Annotated in this window: 11 protein-coding genes and 2 pseudogenes; 7 read left to right on the top strand and 6 right to left on the bottom strand. The window is 73.9% G+C overall.

The annotated features are described in order from the left end of the window. Window positions 1-4 precede the first annotated feature (4 nt). From FF36_RS18640 to FF36_RS18665, 7 genes and pseudogenes are all read left to right on the top strand, one after another. Entirely contained in the window at window positions 5-910 is a 906-nt protein-coding gene (locus FF36_RS18640; RefSeq protein WP_044886381.1) for a metallophosphoesterase, read from the top strand. Then, on the top strand, window positions 907-1,884 hold the full coding sequence (locus FF36_RS18645; protein ID WP_082122029.1) for a carbohydrate ABC transporter permease: 978 nt from the start codon (window positions 907-909) through the stop codon (window positions 1,882-1,884). The genes FF36_RS18640 and FF36_RS18645 overlap by 4 nt, the downstream gene beginning before the upstream one ends. A gap of 12 nt (window positions 1,885-1,896) precedes the next feature. Then, window positions 1,897-2,742, top strand: a complete 846-nt coding sequence (locus FF36_RS18650) for a carbohydrate ABC transporter permease (RefSeq protein WP_044886383.1) — start codon at window positions 1,897-1,899, stop codon at window positions 2,740-2,742. Between the two features lie 88 nt (window positions 2,743-2,830). Beyond that, a complete protein-coding gene (locus FF36_RS18655) occupies window positions 2,831-3,412 on the top strand; it encodes a histidine phosphatase family protein (protein WP_082122030.1) in 582 nt (193 codons plus the stop codon). 171 nt (window positions 3,413-3,583) lie between these two features. After that, the gene (locus FF36_RS18660) at window positions 3,584-3,937 is read left to right on the top strand and encodes a VOC family protein (RefSeq protein WP_044886385.1); all 354 of its coding nucleotides are present in this window, start codon (window positions 3,584-3,586) and stop codon (window positions 3,935-3,937) included. A gap of 421 nt (window positions 3,938-4,358) precedes the next feature. Then, window positions 4,359-4,584 (top strand): annotated as a pseudogene (locus FF36_RS38350) (HNH endonuclease); the annotation flags it as partial. Between the two features lies 1 nt (window position 4,585). After that, window positions 4,586-5,930, top strand: a pseudogene (locus tag FF36_RS18665) (HNH endonuclease); the annotation flags it as partial. A gap of 79 nt (window positions 5,931-6,009) precedes the next feature. Here the strand turns inward: FF36_RS18665 and FF36_RS18670 are convergent. From FF36_RS18670 to FF36_RS18695, 6 genes are all read right to left on the bottom strand, one after another. After that, window positions 6,010-7,380: an acetyl-CoA carboxylase biotin carboxylase subunit gene (locus FF36_RS18670; protein WP_044886387.1), complete on the bottom strand. Its 1,371-nt coding sequence runs from the start codon at window positions 7,378-7,380 to the stop codon at window positions 6,010-6,012. Next, window positions 7,380-8,039, bottom strand: a complete 660-nt coding sequence (locus FF36_RS18675) for an acetyl-CoA carboxylase biotin carboxyl carrier protein (RefSeq protein WP_044886388.1) — start codon at window positions 8,037-8,039, stop codon at window positions 7,380-7,382. Before FF36_RS18675 ends, FF36_RS18670 begins: the two co-directional genes overlap by 1 nt. Next, entirely contained in the window at window positions 8,036-9,841 is a 1,806-nt protein-coding gene (locus tag FF36_RS18680) for an acetyl-CoA carboxylase carboxyl transferase subunit (protein WP_044886389.1), read from the bottom strand. The genes FF36_RS18675 and FF36_RS18680 overlap by 4 nt, the downstream gene beginning before the upstream one ends. Further along, a complete protein-coding gene (locus FF36_RS18685) occupies window positions 9,838-11,502 on the bottom strand; it encodes a PfaD family polyunsaturated fatty acid/polyketide biosynthesis protein (protein ID WP_044886390.1) in 1,665 nt (554 codons plus the stop codon). The genes FF36_RS18680 and FF36_RS18685 overlap by 4 nt, the downstream gene beginning before the upstream one ends. Continuing rightward, on the bottom strand, window positions 11,496-13,688 hold the full coding sequence (locus tag FF36_RS18690; RefSeq protein WP_044886391.1) for a hotdog family protein: 2,193 nt from the start codon (window positions 13,686-13,688) through the stop codon (window positions 11,496-11,498). The genes FF36_RS18685 and FF36_RS18690 overlap by 7 nt, the downstream gene beginning before the upstream one ends. Beyond that, window positions 13,685-16,584: SDR family NAD(P)-dependent oxidoreductase (locus FF36_RS18695; protein ID WP_277912949.1), on the bottom strand; the 2,900-nt coding region annotated here is incomplete at its 5' end. The genes FF36_RS18695 and FF36_RS18690, both read right to left, overlap by 4 nt. Window positions 16,585-16,880: the final 296 nt, after the last annotated feature.

Raw genomic sequence — 16,880 nt, forward strand, 5'->3', positions numbered from 1 at the left:
TCCGATGACCACGACCGGACCGGCCGAGCTGACCCTGATCCAGGTGAGCGACACGCACCTGCTGCCAGCCGGCGAGCTGATGCACGACCGCGTGGACACCTTCGCCCTGCTGGAGACGGTCGCCGCGACGGTGGCGTCCTCGACCGGTCCGGTCGCTGGGATCCTGCTCACCGGCGACCTCGCCGACGACGGCTCCCCCGCCTCCTACCGGCGGCTGCGGCAGATCGTCGACCCGCTGGCGGCCACGTTCGACGCGCCCGTCGTCTACGCGATGGGCAACCACGACGAGCGGCTGGCCTTCCGCGCCGAGCTGCTGAACGGCGCCGGCGTGCCCGTCGGCCTCGACGGACAGGCCGGCCAGTGGTCGGCCGACCATCCCTGCGACAGCGTCCACCTGGTCGACGGCCTGCGCCTGGTCGCCCTCGACTCCACCACGCCGGGCCGCCACGACGGCTGGCTCACCGACGCCCAGCTCGCCTGGCTGGCCGACGTGCTGGCCACCCCGGCGCCCCGCGGCACCCTGCTGATCGTGCACCACCCGCCGCTGCCGTCGCCGGTGCCGACCGTGCACCTGTTGCGGCTCGCCGCCGCCGAGCGGCTCGCCGACGTCGTCGCCGGCACCGACGTCCGGATGATCCTCAGCGGGCACGCCCATCACGCCGGCGCCGGCGCGCTCGCCGGCATCCCCGTCTGGGTCAGCCCCGCCCTCGCCTACGACACCGACCCGCTGCCGCCCGACGGCCGGCTGCGGGGCCTGCTCGGCGGCGGCTTCAGCCGGATCGACCTGATCGACGGCCAGTTCGTCGCCACCGCGATCCCGCTGTCTCCCGCCGGCCAGGTCTACGACAACGACCGGGCCGAGAGGCTGGAGTTCATCCGCAACCTCACCCCGCAGACCACCCCGGGATGAGCGGGATGTTCGTCGAGGTCGCTCCCCCCACGCTGCCGGCGCCGATCGTGGCGCCGGCAGCCGCCGGGGGTCGGGGCCGGACCGCCCGGCGCCTGGCCCGCCGCCTCGGCCGCGGCGTCGTGCCCTACCTGTACCTCGTCCCGGCGTTGGGCATGCTCATCGTCTGGATCTACCGTCCGCTGGTGGAGACGGCGAACTACTCGTTCTACTCGTGGAACCTGTCGCCGACGCAGCCCGCGACCCCGGTCGGCTGGCACAACTACCACCGGCTGTTCACCCTGCCCGAGCTGGGCGGGTCGGTCTGGCGGACCCTGCTGATGATCATCGGTCTGCTGCCGTTCACCATCGTCATCCCCGTCGTGGTGGGGCTGCTCTCCCGCGAGGTGCGTGGCCGGGCGCGCAGCATCTACCAGGCGCTGATCTTCCTGCCGTTCCTGGTCGCGCCGGTGGCGAGCGCCGCGGTCTGGCAGTGGCTGCTCAGCCCCCGCACCGGAGCGGTGAACCGGGCGACGGGCTCGTCGGTGAACTGGTTCCACGAGCGATGGCCCGCCCTGATCGCCATCACCGGCATCACCGGCTGGCACGTCCTCGGGTTCGCCGTGGTCGTGGTCGCCGCTGGCCTGGCCTCGATCAACGGGGACTACGCGGAAGCCGCCTCCGTCGACGGGGCGTCGCGCTGGCAGATCACCCGCTGGCTGACGCTGCCGCTGCTGTCGCCGACGCTGGTGTTCCTGGTGTTGGCCACAGCGCTGCTGTTCGCGCCGCAGTGGACGTTCCCGCTGATCGACACGCTCACCCAGGGCGGTCCGGTCGACGCCACCACCAACGTCTACTACCTGCTCTGGGAGTACGGCATCCAGAGCTTCGACGCCGGCCTCGCCTCGGCGGCCGGAGTGGTGTTCTTCCTCGGGTTCGGGCTGGTGGCGGCGGTGCTGCTGTGGATTTCCGAGCGCGTCACCATCCACGACGACTGAGAGGGCGCCCCGATGACCAACTTCGACGCCCCGGAGACGCCGGGGGGTCGGTCGAGGACGCGCGTCGTCGTCGGCCACCTCACGCTGGCCCTGCTGGGCCTGGCCTGCGTGTTCCCGATCTACTGGCTGTATGCGACGTCGCTGCGGCGACCGAACGACGTCTACGAGGTCAGCCCGCTGCCGTGGCCGCTGTCCGTCGACAGCTACCGCACGGCGATCGACGAGGTCGACGTCCTGCGGCTGCTGCTCAACACCACCGTCGTCGCGGTGCTCACGGCGCTCGGGCAGCTCCTGACCAGCCTGCTCGCCGCGTATGCCTTCGCCGCCTGGAACTTTCCGCTCAAGCGGGTGCTCTACCTGGCCTTCGTCGGTAGCTGGCTGGTGCCGTTCCAGGTCGCCATGCTGCCGAACTACGTGCTGCTGCACCAGCTCGGGCTGCTGAACACCCTGTCCGGGGTGATCGTCCCGAACATCGTCTCCGGGCTCGGCGTGCTGCTGCTGCGCCAGCACCTCGACAGCTTCCCCAAGGAGCTGCTGGAGGCGGCGCGGATGGACGGCCGGTCGTCCTGGTCGACGCTGTGGATGGTGGTCGTGCCGAACCTGCGCGCGGCCCTGGCGGCGCTGGGCATCCTGCTGCTCGTCAACGCCTGGAACGAGTACTTCTGGCCGGCGCTGGTCCTGCAGCGGCACAACGATGTGCTGCAGCTCGGCATCCGCAGCTTCATGAGCGCCACCGAGGGCGACGACTGGGGCCCGCTGACCGCGACCGCCGGCCTGGCCTGCCTGCCGATCTTCATTATCTACCTGCTGCTCCAACGCCACGTCGTGAGCGGCTTCGTCCGCTCCGGCCTGCGCTGAAGACCCGTGCCGCGCGCGGGCGGGAACCCGACTCCCACCCGCGCGCGGCACGTCCCCTCGCCTACGCCGGCGAGGCATGATCGCGCCTGTGGTTGATCTGCTTCTGGTCCGTCACGCCGACTCGGTCGCCCCGACTCCCGATGGCCCCGACGAGTATCGGCGGCCTCTCACTGAGAAGGGGTGCGAACAGGCCCTCGACCTTGTTTCAGCCCTCGGTCACCATGGCCGCGCATCGCGCCTCCTGTCCAGTCCGTGCCTTCGCGCGATCCAGACCCTGGAACCGACTGCCCGGGTCGTGGGACTGCCCATCTGCCGCCGTGACGAGCTTCGCGAGTGGCGGTCAGGCCTGGCTCCGACGCGCGACTGGCAGGCCCACTACGAGCGGAGTTGGGCGCAACCCGGCACGGTCATCGGGACAGGCGAATCACTCGCCGAGCTCACCACCCGTGCGGGGAACACGGTTCGTGCGCTCGTGGGGTCGGCCGCGCCCGCGACGACAATCCTGGCTGCCACGCACGGCACGTGGATCTCTCGGGCGCTGCTCGCTCTCGGCCTTCCGATCGACTGCGCCTTCTGGCTTTCGATGCCGATGCCCGCGATCTACACGCTCAGCTTCGACGGGCCAGACCTGCGGCGCGCGTTCGGCCCGGGTCTCGAGAGCGGACAGTAGCGCCGACCACGTCCGAGACCGGCAGTGCCGACCGCAGACTTCGCGCCGATCCCGGAGCCGGTTCCGCGGAACACCACGATCGTTTGCAGGGACTCTGCGTCCAGGGTCCGGTCCCTACGGGCGATGGTGTGATGCCAGCCCGCCCGATCGCCGTCCTGGCAGGATGGCGGCATGGAACGTGTGCTTGGCATCGGTGGCTACTTCCTGCGGGCCGTGGACCCGGCGGCCCTGAGTGCGTGGTACCGCGACTGCCTGGGTCTGGACGTCGATGAGAACGGCCTGTGGCATCAGGGAGCCGGGCCGACCGTGTTCACGACGTTCGAGTCCGAGACCGACTACTTCGGGTCCCGCGCCCAGCAGACCATGCTCAACTTCCGGGTCCGCGACCTGGATGCGATGCTTGCGCAGTTGCGCGCCAAGGGAGCGGACGTGGCCGAAGAGACGCAGGACATGGAGGGTGTCGGTCGCTTCGGCTGGGTCACCGACCCGGCGGGCAACCGGGTCGAGCTGTGGCAGCCCGCCTGAGCGCGGCCGCACACTCCGCCACACAAGCACCCGCCACACAAGCACCCGCCACACAAGCACCCCCTGCCCGGCCCAGCACCGAACCCGCGCCCGCCTCCCCACAGACTGCCGGCCGCGTCCGACCCACATCACCCTGGTCATGGAAGTCGAGCTCGCGTCCGGCAGCGCGGCACGGCGCGGTTCCGCGGAACACCGACCTCAGGGAACACCCGGATCACCGGAAGTCAGGCCCGCATCTCTGAGCATTCCCGCGATCAACCGATCATCCGCAGACATGAAGATCGGTCCGCAGCGGTCGCGGCCCTGGGGAGGTCGTGGCCCTGGGGAGGTCATGACAGGCCCTGGTCACGGGTGTGCCGACCCGCCACAGTTGATCTTGATCGGTTTTTGTCGGTGGTGGGTGGGACGATGCTCGGGTCCGATGATCGACGACACCCCTGGCCCGGTGATCATGATGATGGCAGCAGCGGCAGCTCCTTCTCCGACGTCCTCACCATTCCCATCCGTTCTGGAGGTGGATGTGGAGACGGCCGCGTTGGGGGTGGTGGAGGAGGTGATCTGCCGCTGGGCGGGGCGGATCGCGGCGGCGACCTGCGGTTGGCTGACGGCGTTGGCGGCGTTCGACCGGCGGGAGGGCTGGTCCGGGGNCGGTATGGGGTCGTGCGCGCACTGGCTGGCCTGGCGGTGCGGGATCGGTCTGCGGACCGCACGGGAGCATCTGGCCACCGCGCACGCATTGGAGCGTCTTCCCGCGATCCGTGCCGCTTTCGCCGCCGGCACCCTGTCCTATTCCAAGGTGCGGGCGGTGACCCGGGTCGCGGAGCCGGCGACCGAGCAGGTCTGGTTGTCCCATGCCCGTTTCTGCAGCGCGGGCCAGATCGAGCGGCTGGTGCGGTCCTACCGGCAGGTCCGGGGGGATGAGCGGGTACGCCGCGCCGCCCGGCGGTTGTCCTGGCGGATCGATGACGAGGGGATGCTCTGCCTGCACGCGGTGCTGGCTCCCGAGGAGGGCGCCCGGCTGATCGCGGCACTGGACGCGGCCCGGGCAAGCCTCGAGGACACCACCCCTCCCCCTGCGGGCACCAGGACGAACGACAACGACGACGCCGCGGCAGGCGGCGATGGTGCGGCAGGCGATGGTGCGGCGGACGGGGCCGGGGTGGCGGGTCTGCCCGCGGACGGAGAGCGGGTGACCACGTCGCGGGACCGGCAGCGGGACGCCGATGCGCTGGTCGCCCTGGCCGAGGGCTTCCTCGACCGGCCCGCTCCCGGGCTGACGACCCCCGGCCACACCCTCACGGTGCACCTCACCACCCGCCCCGACACCCCCACCCGCCCCGACACCCCCGCCGGCCGTGACACCCAGCCCGGCGCGGAGAGCGGTGCCAGTGCCCCGGACGTGAACGACAGTGCTGCGGACGGCGTCGCCGGGCTGCCGGCGACACCACTGATCGGGATCGGAGCGTGGGCCGACGTCGACGGCGGGATCGGGCTGTCCCCACAGGTCCTGCAACGGCTCGGCTGCGACGGGCTGATCCGCGCGTTGCTCGCCGACCCCGACGGCAATCCCCTGCACCTCGGCCGCCGCCAGCGCCACCCCAGCCCACGACTCCGCGACGCCGTCTACGCCCGCGACCAGGGTCGCTGCCAGTACCCCGGCTGCGGACACACCCGCTGGCTCCAGATCCACCATCTGACCGACTGGGTCGAGGGAGGCGATACCGACATCGACCGGCTACTCCTGCTCTGCACGGCCCACCACCACGCCATCCACGACGAGCACATCCACCTTGACCGCGCCCCGGACGGCACCGTCACCGCCCGGATCCCCGACGGCCGCGCTCTCACCGAGGCCCCACCCATCCTCCCCGGCCCCGAACCCGCCGCCATGCTCGCGCGCGCCACCCGCCACGTCACCTCCACCGCCATCCACACCGAGGACGGCGGCCGGCTCAGCCTCCTCGACTCCATCCACGCCCTCCTCAACCCCTGAGCCAACCCCTGAGTGACAGACCGAGGCGGGGCCGGTTCCGCGGAACCGCGGAACCGAAGGGCCTCTGCACCGGTTCCGGTTAGGCCACTCGGGGCTCGGCCGGGGCAAGGAGGGTCTCGGCAAGGGAGGTGTCGTGCTCGGCGGCGCGGAAGCGCGGGTGGTCGAGCGCGTCGGCGAGGAAGCCGGCCGTCGTCGCCACACCGGCGCCCACGACGCGGGTCTCGGCGAGCGCGCGGCGCATCCGGGCGATCGCGCCGTCGCGGTCCGGTGCCCAGACGACGACCTTGGCCAGCAGCGAGTCGTACAGCGGCGGGATCCGGTAGCCGGCGGTCAGGTGGGTGTCGACGCGGACGAACGGACCGCCGGGCAGGTCCAGTTCGGTGACGAGACCCGGGGTGGGGCGAAAGTCCCGGGTGGGATCCTCGGCGTTCACCCGGCACTCGATGGCCACACCGCGGGCGGTGACGTCGGACTGCGGGTAGCCGAGCTCCTCGCCCGCCGCGACCCGGAGCTGCTCGGCGACCAGGTCGAGGCCGGTGACCATCTCGGTGACCGGATGCTCGACCTGCAGCCGGCAGTTGACCTCCATGAAGTAGTAGGCCCCGCGCGCCGGATCGTAGAGGAACTCCACGGTGCCGGCACCGACGTAGCCGGCCGCGAGCACGGCGCGCACCGCCGCCTCCCCCAGCTCGGCGACGCCGTCGGGGTCCACCCCGGGCGCCGGGGACTCCTCGACGAGCTTCTGGTGGCGCCGCTGCAGCGAGCAGTCGCGGGCGCCCAGGTGGACGCCGTTGCCGTGGCCGTCGCACAGCACCTGGATCTCGACGTGGCGCGCGGATTCGAGGTAGCGCTCCAGGTACAGCCGGCCGTCGCCGAACACGGCCAGGGCCGCCGCCCGGGTCTCGGCGTAGGCGGCGGGGAGGTCCGCGCGGTCGTGGACGACGCGCATGCCACGACCGCCGCCGCCGGCGACGGCCTTGAGAATCAATGGGTAGCCGATGTCGCCGGCGAGCGCGAGGGCGGCGTCCGGGCCGTCGAGGGCGTCGCGGCTTCCCGGCAGCAGCGGCAGGCCAGCGTCACGCATGATCCCACGGGCAACGGCCTTGTCCCCCAGCCGGGCCATGACGTCGGCCGGCGGCCCGATGAAGACGATCCCCTCGTCCTCGCAGACCTCGGCGAACTCCGGGTTCTCCGACAGGAAGCCGTAGCCCGGATGGATCGCCTCGGCGCCGCGGGTCCGGGCGGCCTCCACCACCGCCGGGATGTTCAGGTAGCTGCGCTTCGCCGGACCCGGGCCGACCTGCACCGACTCGTCGGCCAGCCGGACGGCCGCGGAATCCCGGTCGGCGGCCGAGTGCGCGACGATCGTGCGGATGCCGAGCTCGCGGCAGGTGCGCACCACCCGCAGCGCGATCTCGCCTCGGTTGGCCACCAGGACGCTGCTGAACATCAACGGCTCCCGTTCGGGGCCTGGTCCAGCGGCGCGAGCAGGAACAGCGGCTGCCCGTGCTCGATGGCGGTGGCGTCCTCGACGAGAATCCGCACGACCCGCCCGGCACGCTCCGCCTCGATCGGGATCATCAGCTTCATCGCCTCGACGATCGCGACCTGCTGGCCGGCCCGCACCGTGTCGCCCTCGGCGACGAACGGCGGCTTGCCCGGTTCCGGCGCGCGGTAGAACATGCCGACCGACGGAGAACCGAGCGGGAACGTCCCGGCTTCCTCGGGCGCCGCCGGCTCACTCGGCTGCGCAGCCGCAGCCGCGGCCGGGGCGGAGGCCACCGCCGCGGGTGCGGACACCGCCGCGGGTGCTGCCGGGGCCATGGGGGCGGAGGGCGCGGCCCAGCGGGTCCGCGCGGGCGCGATCGGTGCTTCCGCGTACCCCGGGCCGGTGCTCGTCCAGCCCATCTCGACGCTGACATCGCCGGCCGACACGCGGACGTGGCTCGGCGCGACCCGTGCCCGCACGGACAGCTCCAGCACGTGCGCGCCGAGCACCGCGACCACGGCGTCCACGGCCGGTGCGGGCACCCGGCTGTCGCCGCCGTCCGGGTCGACGTCCCCGGTCGTTCCCGGCACCTGGTCGATTGCCGTCGAGTCGGTCGTCATCTGGTCGCCTCCACGCTCCGGTCGGTCTGGGACTCGTGCGCGTCGCCGCTCGGCGCCGGCGCCGGCACCGGTGCAGATGCAGGTGTCGCGACGCCGAACTGCCGGAACCTGGCCCGCCGGCGCGTCACCAGGTTCATCTGGTCCAGTGGCAGCAGGTCGGCGAGCGCGCCCCGCAACGCCTCACGCAGGCGGGCGGCGGTTCCCGCCGGATCGGCGTCGGCGCCGCCGTCCGGTTCGGGGATGACGCCGTCGACGACACCGAGCCGCAACAGCTCGCGGGCGTCGACCCGCAGGGCCGCGGCAGCAGTCGGCGCGGCCGCCGGGTTCTTCCACAGGATCGCCGCGCAGCCCTCCGCGCTGATCACCGAGTAGACGGCGTTCGCGCACATCAGGACGCGGTCGGCGAACGCCAGCGCTAGCGCGCCGCCGCTGCCGCCCTCGCCGGTGACCACGGCGACGACCGGCACGGGCAGCCCGGCCATCAGCCGCAGGTTCTCGGCGATCGCGACGGCCTGGGCCTGCTCCTCCGCCTCGATGCCGGGATAGGCGCCGGCGGTGTCGATGAGGGTGATCACCGGCAGCCCGAGCTTGGCGGCCAGCCGCATCACCCGGGCGGACTTGCGGTAGCCGGCCGGGGTCGGCATCCCGAAGTTGCGGTAGCGCAGCTCGTCGGCGGTGTGACCCTTCTGGGTGCCGAGGACGGCGACGGGTATCCCGTCGAGCCGGCCCAGACCCGCGACCAGCGCCGGGCAGTCGGCCGACATCCGGTCGCCGCGCAGCTCGGTGAAGTCCTCGAGGATCATGGCGGCGTAGTCGAGCGTCGTCGGTCGGCCCAGGCGGCGGGCGGCGCGCACGCTCTCCCAGGCGTCGCGCCGCGCAAGCTGCTCCGGGTCGGTGACGACCGCGCGGTCCGGCCGCCCCGCCTGGCGGGGAATGCCGTCGGCGCGCCGGCTCGACACCGACAGCAGCCGGGCCAGGTTCGCCCGCAGCTCGTGCCGGGGGCTGATGAGGTCGACGACGCCGTGGGCCAGCAGGAACTCGGCGGTCTGGAAGTCCTCGGGCAGGGACTGGCGGATGGTCTGCTCGATCACCCGGCGCCCGGCGAACCCGAGCCGCGCACCCGGCTCGGCGATGATCACGTCGGCGAGCGTCGCGAAGGAGGCCGCCACGCCGCCGAAGGTCGGATCGGTGATCAGCGAGACGGTCAGGATCCCGGCCTCGTCGAGCTGGCCGAGGGCCTGGCTGGTCTTGGCCATCTGCATCAGGGCGATCGCGCCCTCCTGCATCCGCGCCCCGCCGGAGGCGGTGACGGTCAGCAGGGGGGTGCGTTCGCGCAGGGCGAGCTCGGCCGCCCGGGTGAACACCTCGCCGACGGTCGCGCCGAGGCTGCCGCCGAGGAAGCGGAAGTCCATCACGACGACGACGACGGGGTTGCCGTCGACGGTTCCGCGCACGCAGGCCGCCGCCTCGTCGAGGCCGGTGCTCGCGCGGGCGTCGCGCAGCCGGTCGCGGTAGGGGCGGGTGTCGGTGAACTCCAGCGGGTCGCCGTCGATCGCCGGCACGTCCACCGGCCGCGCCGAGTCGGCGTCGAGGAGCAGGTCGAGACGCTGGTGGATGGTCATCGGGGCGTGCCAGGAGCAGTCGGGGCAGACCCGCCCGTCGCGGGCGAACCGCCGCTCGTAGAGCATCGTGCCGCAGCCCCCGCAGAGCAGCCAGGTCGATCCCGGGCCACGCCGGGGGATGGGCTCGACCGTGGTGGGCTCGACCGTGGCGGGCCCGATCGTGATGGCCTCGATCGTCATGGTTGGCTGCCTCTCCTGACGGCTGTCTCGTTCGGCGGCGGGGCGGGCAGGTATGCCGCGGCGGCGGCGGGCAGGCGCAGCCCGGCCGCGCGCAGCGCCGCGACGCGGTCGGCGTATGCCGCCCCCCGCATCAGGTGGGTGGCCAGGTCGACGACCCGGCGGTTGCCCACCTGTGCCAGGTAGGTGCCGGCGACCCAGCCGTTGAAGGCCCCCATCGCCGGCCCGCACCACACCTGGTAGTCGGGGGCACGCTCGGCGTCCCCGGCGATGCTCCATCCCGAGGAGCGCCCCAGGTACCAGCGGAACACCAGCGCCATGCGGCGGCGCGGGTCGTCCGCGGCGCGGGTGATCTGGTCCGGGTCGCGCTCGGAGAAGTACCGCACGCAGTCCTGCCAGACGTCGTCGAGCGAGCGGCGGAACACCCGCGTCTCCAGCGTGGCCCGGATGTCGGCGGGCAGCGCGTCGACGCCGTCGTAGGTGCGGTAGAGCTCGTAGAGCTGGCGCGCCCGGCCGGGGAACAGGGTTCCGCGGCGCAGCACCTGGACCTCCACGCCGAGCTCGAACATGTCCGCGGACGGCGCCATCACCGTGTCCGCGACGCCGGTCGCGGCCAGCAGCCGCTTGGTCGTGTCGGACTGGTCGGCCTCGACCGAACTCTGGTTGATCGAGCCGGTGACGACGTAGGCGGCGCCGAGGGCGAACGCCGCCGCCGCGGCGGCCGGTGTGCCGATGCCCCCGGCCGCGCCGACCCGCACGGGCGCGGCGTAGCCCTGTTCGCGCCGGATCCGCTCGGCGAGCGCGAGCAGCTCCGGCAGCAGCACCAGCAGCGGCCGGCGGTCGGTGTGGCCGCCGGAATCCGCCTCGGCGGTGAGGTCGTCGGCGAGCGGCACCGCGCGGGCGAGCTCGGCCTGCTCGGCCGTGACGTCGCCGGTCTCGACGAGCCGGCGGACCAGCTCGGGCGGCGCCGGGCGCAGGAACCGCTCGGCGACCTCGGCGCGCGACACCTTGCCGATCACCCGATGGGCGGCCTCGACCCGGCCGGACCGGTCGCGGCGCAGGCCCGCGAGCCGGTAGCGGACGAGCTGCGCGGTGGGTTCGACGAACGCCGACGCCTCGACGCACCCGACCCCGTGGCGCAGGCAGGCGTCGATGGTGGCCGCCTCCAGCGCCGGTTCGCTCGGGCTGTGGATGAGGTTGCAGGCGAAGGGGCTGCCGGGCGCGTCCCGCCCGATCGCGGCGAGCGCCTCGTCGACCCGGGCCGGCAGGACGCCGGCGGCGCCGAACGAGGCGAGGTAGCCCTCGCGGGCCAGCGCGGCGACCATCCGGGCCGAGGCGATGCCGTTGGCCATCGCCCCGGCCATGTAGGCGTACCGGACGCCGTGAGCGCGGCGGAACTCCGGGTCGCCGAGCGCGTGGGCCGGCCGCGGCCCGACGGCGGCGAGCACCTGGCCGCCGCCGGTCACGACCCGGCCCACCTGCGTCGCGTCGGTGCTCGTGCGGACCTGCTGACCGTCGCGCAGGACACCATCGCGCAGGACATAGCAGGGCAGGTCGAGGGCGAGCAGGTCGCGCTGCACCTGCGCCAGGTCGCCACCCGCCTGGGCCGGCGGGGCCGGCGGGGCCGCGGGCCGGCTCGCTGTTGTGGCCGTGGGCGTCACCATGGGGCGGCTCCGTCCGTGCGCAGTTCGACGGCGACATCGATGAGTTCGTAGATGCGCAGCCCCGGCTTCCAGACGCTCGCGTCGGCGGTGACGCGGACCCGGCCGGGGGCGCGGCGCACCTCCTTGAGGTGCACCTCCAGACGGGTCTCCCCGTCCGTCGGCAGGAACTGTCCCCGGTACTTCCACGTGAACGGCGCGTCCACCGGCAGCACGAAGGCCGGGTCGACCAGGCCCTCGGCGTGGGGCGAGTCGAGCAGCCACTCCTGCATCGCCTGGATCACCGTCTCCACCCCGAGGGAACCGGGAATGACCGGGTCGAGGTGGAAGTGGCGGGCGAAGAACCAGTCGTCCGGGTCGATCGGGCGTACGGCGTGCAGGTAGCCCTGGCCGTAGCGGCCGCCGCCGTCGACGACGTCGAGGGTGTCCAGCAGGGCGAGGTGGTCCCGGGCGACCAGGGGCGCGCCCGGGTCGTCGCGGCGCGCCGCGACGTCGAGGGTGCGGACCGCCGGTCGCGGCGAGATGGCGTCGAGCCAGGTCGGCACCGACCGGCCGGCGTCCAGGCCGGTCTGGTTGGCCAGCGCGGCGTCGCTGAAGTAGCCGAACATCGTCTCGCCCTCGTAGAACGGCTCGCCGTCGACGGACAGGGTGTAGCCGAAGCTCTGCAGCGACGAACCGGGCATGTCGGTGGTGGACAGCAGCGTCGAGTGCTGGCGGATCGTCGCGTCGCGCAGGTCCACCTCGCGCAGCACCCGTGCGGTCCCGCCGAGGTTGCGCAGGCTGACCATCGCCGCCGGGTCGGCCAGCGTAGCCCCCAGGTAGTAGCCGACCATGAGCGCCGCCTGCAGCGACGTCTCCATGTAGACGCAGTTCGGCATCGAGGCGTTCGCCGTGTCGGCGAAGTACCAGGAGTCCGCGGGCGCGTCGTACTCGGTGACGTGCCAGGCGCCGCCGGCCAGCGACGCCGGATCGCCGCGGGTGCCGTGGACCTCCAGCACCCGGTCGACGAGCAGCAGCCCGCCCGACGGCAGCCGGGTGGCCTTGCGGCCGGTGTAGCCGGCAAACTCCGGGCCGAGGGCGATTGCCTGGTCGCCGCGGCAGAAGTGGGCCATGTGGAACTCGTTGAGCATCGCCGGGTCACCGAAACGGTTCTTCCGGCCGAGCCAGACCGGCGTCGTCCCGCCGGGCCCGGGCCCGACCGGCCGGCCGGCGCCCTCGCGCAGGCCGACGGCGACGTCGGTGACGCGCCCGAGCACCTGGTCGCTGCCGACCGGGCGGATCTCGGCGTCGGCGCGCAGCGCGGGCCGCGGCACCAGGTCGATGTCGGTCACCTCGAGGACCAGCTCGAGCTCGCCCGAACCGGTGACAGCCGGGTCGACCTGAGTGCCGGGAGCGGCGCCGTCGACGAAGTGGGCGTCGAGCAGGCACAGGTGTAGGCCGAGGTACACCGCGAACAGGCGGGCGGCCTGGGCCGCGGCCTCGACCAGGCCCTCGCCGTGCGGTGCGGGGCCGACGAGCCGGGCACGGACCAGGCCCCGCCCGGGGCGCCCGCCGCGCAGCTCGATCGCGTCGACGGCGGCGAGCAGCAGCCCGCCGTCGGCGGCGAGGCGCACCGAGCGGTCGTGGCCGTCCTGGTCGTAGGCCGGGCCGAGGACGTCGGCGATGGCGCCCCGGGCCAACCGGTCGAGGTCGACGACGCCCAGCACCCCCACGGCGCTGCGGGCCAACGGTTTGAACGACGCCTCGGTCGTGACCCGGGGCCGCGCCGGGGCGGGCGGCAGTCCGGTGGGCACCGCTGGACCTGACGGGAGGGCTGGACCTGACGGGAGGGCAGGAGCTGACGGGAGGGCAGGAGCTGACGGGAGGAGGGCCGGCCCGACCGGACGCGCCGGCCCGCCGTCGAGCCCGCTTAGTACGCGCAGTTGCAGCGCGGCCTGGGCTCGCAGGGCGCTCGCATGCGCCGCGGCGGTCGTCGCGCGCAGTTGCCGAATCAGCTCGGTGGGGCGCGCGTCGGTGGAATGGGTCTCGGCAGGATGGGTCTCGGCAGGATGGGTCTCGGCAGGGGAGGACGGAGCAGTCGAGGAGGGCGGGGAAGGCGGCGCGGCGGGACCCGAGGCAGGTGCGAAGGCCAGCGGGTCGAACGGTTCGCCGACGAAGTCGAGGCGCTCGGCCTGGTCGACCACGGTCATGACGGGAGTTCCTCGTTGTCGGTCGGGGTGGGATCCGCGGTGGGGATCTGCCGCCAGGCCTGGACGGCCTCGGCGAACTTCGCGGCCATGCCTGGCGTCGCGGCCACCGTGACATCGGTGAACCGCACCAGGACGGCGCCGTCCGGGGTGCAGGCGGTGGCGGTCACGGTCGCCGTGCCGCCGCCGGCGTCCACCCGCGCCCCGTCCAGCACGAGGACGAAGGGCGCGGCGTCGGGCAGGGGATGGAAGTACTCGGCGCGGCCGATGCCCAGTGGCAGGCAGGCCTGGCCGAGCAGGGCCTTGCCGAGCACCGGCGGCCCCTGCAGGAGCACGTCGGCGAGGACGGGGCTGTGCAGCGCGCCCCCGAACGCCGCGCGCAGCTCCTGGTCGTCGTCGAGCTGGCATTCGAGGACCAGGCGGTCGCCGCCGCGAGCCAGCACCCGGCGCATGCCCTGCAGGCGTGGCGCGTGGAACTGGGTGCCCTCGGTGTAGATGGCCAGGGCGTCGGGCGGCCCCTCCCCCAGCCGGTAGCCGGGCCAGCCGGCCACCGCGGGGCCGAGGCGCGCCGGACCCGCTTCGGCGGCGGCAAGCACGAACGTCGCCGCGTAGTGCGACACGGGCAGCCGGCCCGAGCCGTCTGCGCGGACCGCGACGCGGACGAGCAGCCGCCCCGTCTCGCCCGGAACCGCGGGCTCGGCCTCGACCCGTGCGCCGTCGGGCGACGCGCCGTCGAAGACGATGCCCTTGTGCACCGCGAAGTCGCGGACCTCGACGACGCGGCGACCCGGGTGGGACCGTTCGACGACGTTGATCATCCAGCCGAGGCCGAACGTCGCCGGGAGCACCCGGTGGGCACCGATCCGGTGGGCGGCGATGACGGGATGGTCGACGATCGGGGTGAGCGGCCGGCGGGCACGCACGGCCGGCCCGCCGGCCGCAGTCGGTTCCGCCAGGGATCGGCCCGGCCCGACGAGCACGCACACCTCGCCGGCGCGGTCGGGGCGGAACGCATCGGCGAAGGCGCGGGCACCCGCGTCGGGGGCCAGCAGCTCGACGCCGCGCGCCTGGAACAGCTCCCGCAGGGCGGGGGTCACCATGCCGCCGTCCCAGGCGCCCCAGTCGATCGCGGTGACATGCCAGTCGGGACGGTCGTGTCTCATCGCCGCGGCCACCCGGCACAGGGCCTCGTTGGCGGCGGCGTAGTCGGCCTGGCCGGGGTTGCCGTACAGCCCGGCGACCGAGGTGAACAGCACCAGGTGACGCAGCGGGGCACCGTCGAGGGCATCGAGCAGCGCCCGCAGCCCGGTCAGCTTCGGCGCGAACACCCGGGCCACGTCCGCGGCGGTCTTGGCGGGCAGCAGCGCGTCGGCGAGCACCCCCGCGCCGTGCACGACCCCGGTGACCTGCCCGCGCACCTCGCCGAGGGCGGCGCCCAGGGCGTCGGCGTCGGTCACGTCAACCGCCACGTACTGCGCGCGCCCGCCGGCGGCCGCGATCGCCGCGACTGTCGCGCGGATCTCGCGCTGGGCCAGCAGCCCCTGGTAGATGCGTTCCACCTCGCGAGGGGTGGGGCGGGTGCCCTCGGCCCGCAGTTGGGCGATCACGGCGGCCTTGAGACCGTCGTCGGGGACGCCAGCAGCCCAGTCGGGCTCGTCGGCCAGGGCCGACCGGCCGAGGAGCACGAAGCGGGCGCCGGCACGCTCGGCGAGGGCGCGCACGCACAGCGCCGTGACGCCGCGGGCGCCCCCGGAGACGACGAGGACGTCGTCCGCGCCGACGGTGACCGCCTCCGCACCGCCGTCGGTCACAGCGTCGCCGTCGGTCACAGCGTCGCCGTCGGTCACAGCGTCGCCGTCGGTCACAGCGTCGCCGGGGGTCACAGCGTCGCCGAGGGTCACGGGGGCCGGGACGGCCTGGTCGGCCGCCGCGAGGGGGTCGAACAGGCCGGGGACGACGGTCCAGCGCACCGAGCCGGCGTCGATGCCGACCTCGCCGGTGTCGCGGGCGGCGTCATGAAGCTCGGCGTCGAGCAGCTCGGCGACGGTGTCCCCGGCGAGGCCCGGCGCGACGTCGACGGCCCGGCAGAACAGCTCCGGGGTCTCTGCGGCGAGCGTCTTGACGATCCCGCCGACCCCGCCGAGCAGGGACGCCGCGGCGCCGGCCGTGCCATGGTGCCCCAGCCCGCCGTCAAGGCGGGTGAGGGTGACGAACGCGGCGCGGGAGCCGGCCGCGGCGGTCGCCGACAGCGACAGGTGAGCGTGCCGGGCGACCAGGACGTTCTCTGCGAGCACCGCGACGGAACGGTCCCAGTCAGCGCGGTTCCGGTCGGCGCGGTCCCGGTCAGCGCTCGGGGTCAGGACCGTGAGGGCGAGGTCCACCCGCCCCTCGAAGGCGGCGGCCAGGGCCCGTTCGACGTCGTCGGGGGTCGGCACGGCCGGGCCGCCGGGCGTGGCGGCGTCGAGGTCGGCCTCCCGCACGGTCCACCCCCGTGTCCGCAGGCCGTCCAGGATCGGACCCACGCCCGGGTCGCCGCGATGGACGACGACGGCCACCGGGGACTCGGCGTAGGGGCGGTCGAGCCGGTCGACTCCGGGCAGGGTCACCAGCCGGACGGGCCGGCGCGGCGCCCCGGCCGGCTCACCGGCTTTTGGGTCGACACCACCTGCCTCCGGGCCGACGGACGCGGCAGGTGATCCGGGTGATCCGGGCGGCGCGGCGGCGACGAAGTCGGCGATCTGGTCCAACGTCCGCAGCTCCGCAAGCTGCTCGGGACCCACCGTCGGCGACTGCGGGAACCGCTCCCGCAACGCCCCCAACACCTGCACCCGCTTGATCGAATCAACCCCGAGATCCGCCTCCAGATCCATCCCGGTATCGATCATGTCCGCGGCATAACNGGTCTTCTCCGCCACCACCTCAACCANCGCACCCCGCACCGCCGCACGATCGACGGCACCACCAGCACCACCAGCACCACCAGCACCGGACGTGCCAGATTCGCCGGTCCTCAGGGCAGCCGACGGTTCCGCGGAACCGCCCGGCGCCGCCGCACCCGGGGCGGAAGTCGCAACCGCAGTCGCAACCGAGGCTGGCGAACCCGCCCCGGCCGCGACGAAGTCGGCGATCTGGTCCAACGTCCGCAGCTCCGCAAGCTGCTCGGGACCCACCGTCGGCGACTGCGGGAACCGCTCC

This window comes from Frankia torreyi, from assembly GCF_000948395.1.
Classification (GTDB): domain Bacteria; phylum Actinomycetota; class Actinomycetes; order Frankiales; family Frankiaceae; genus Frankia; species Frankia torreyi.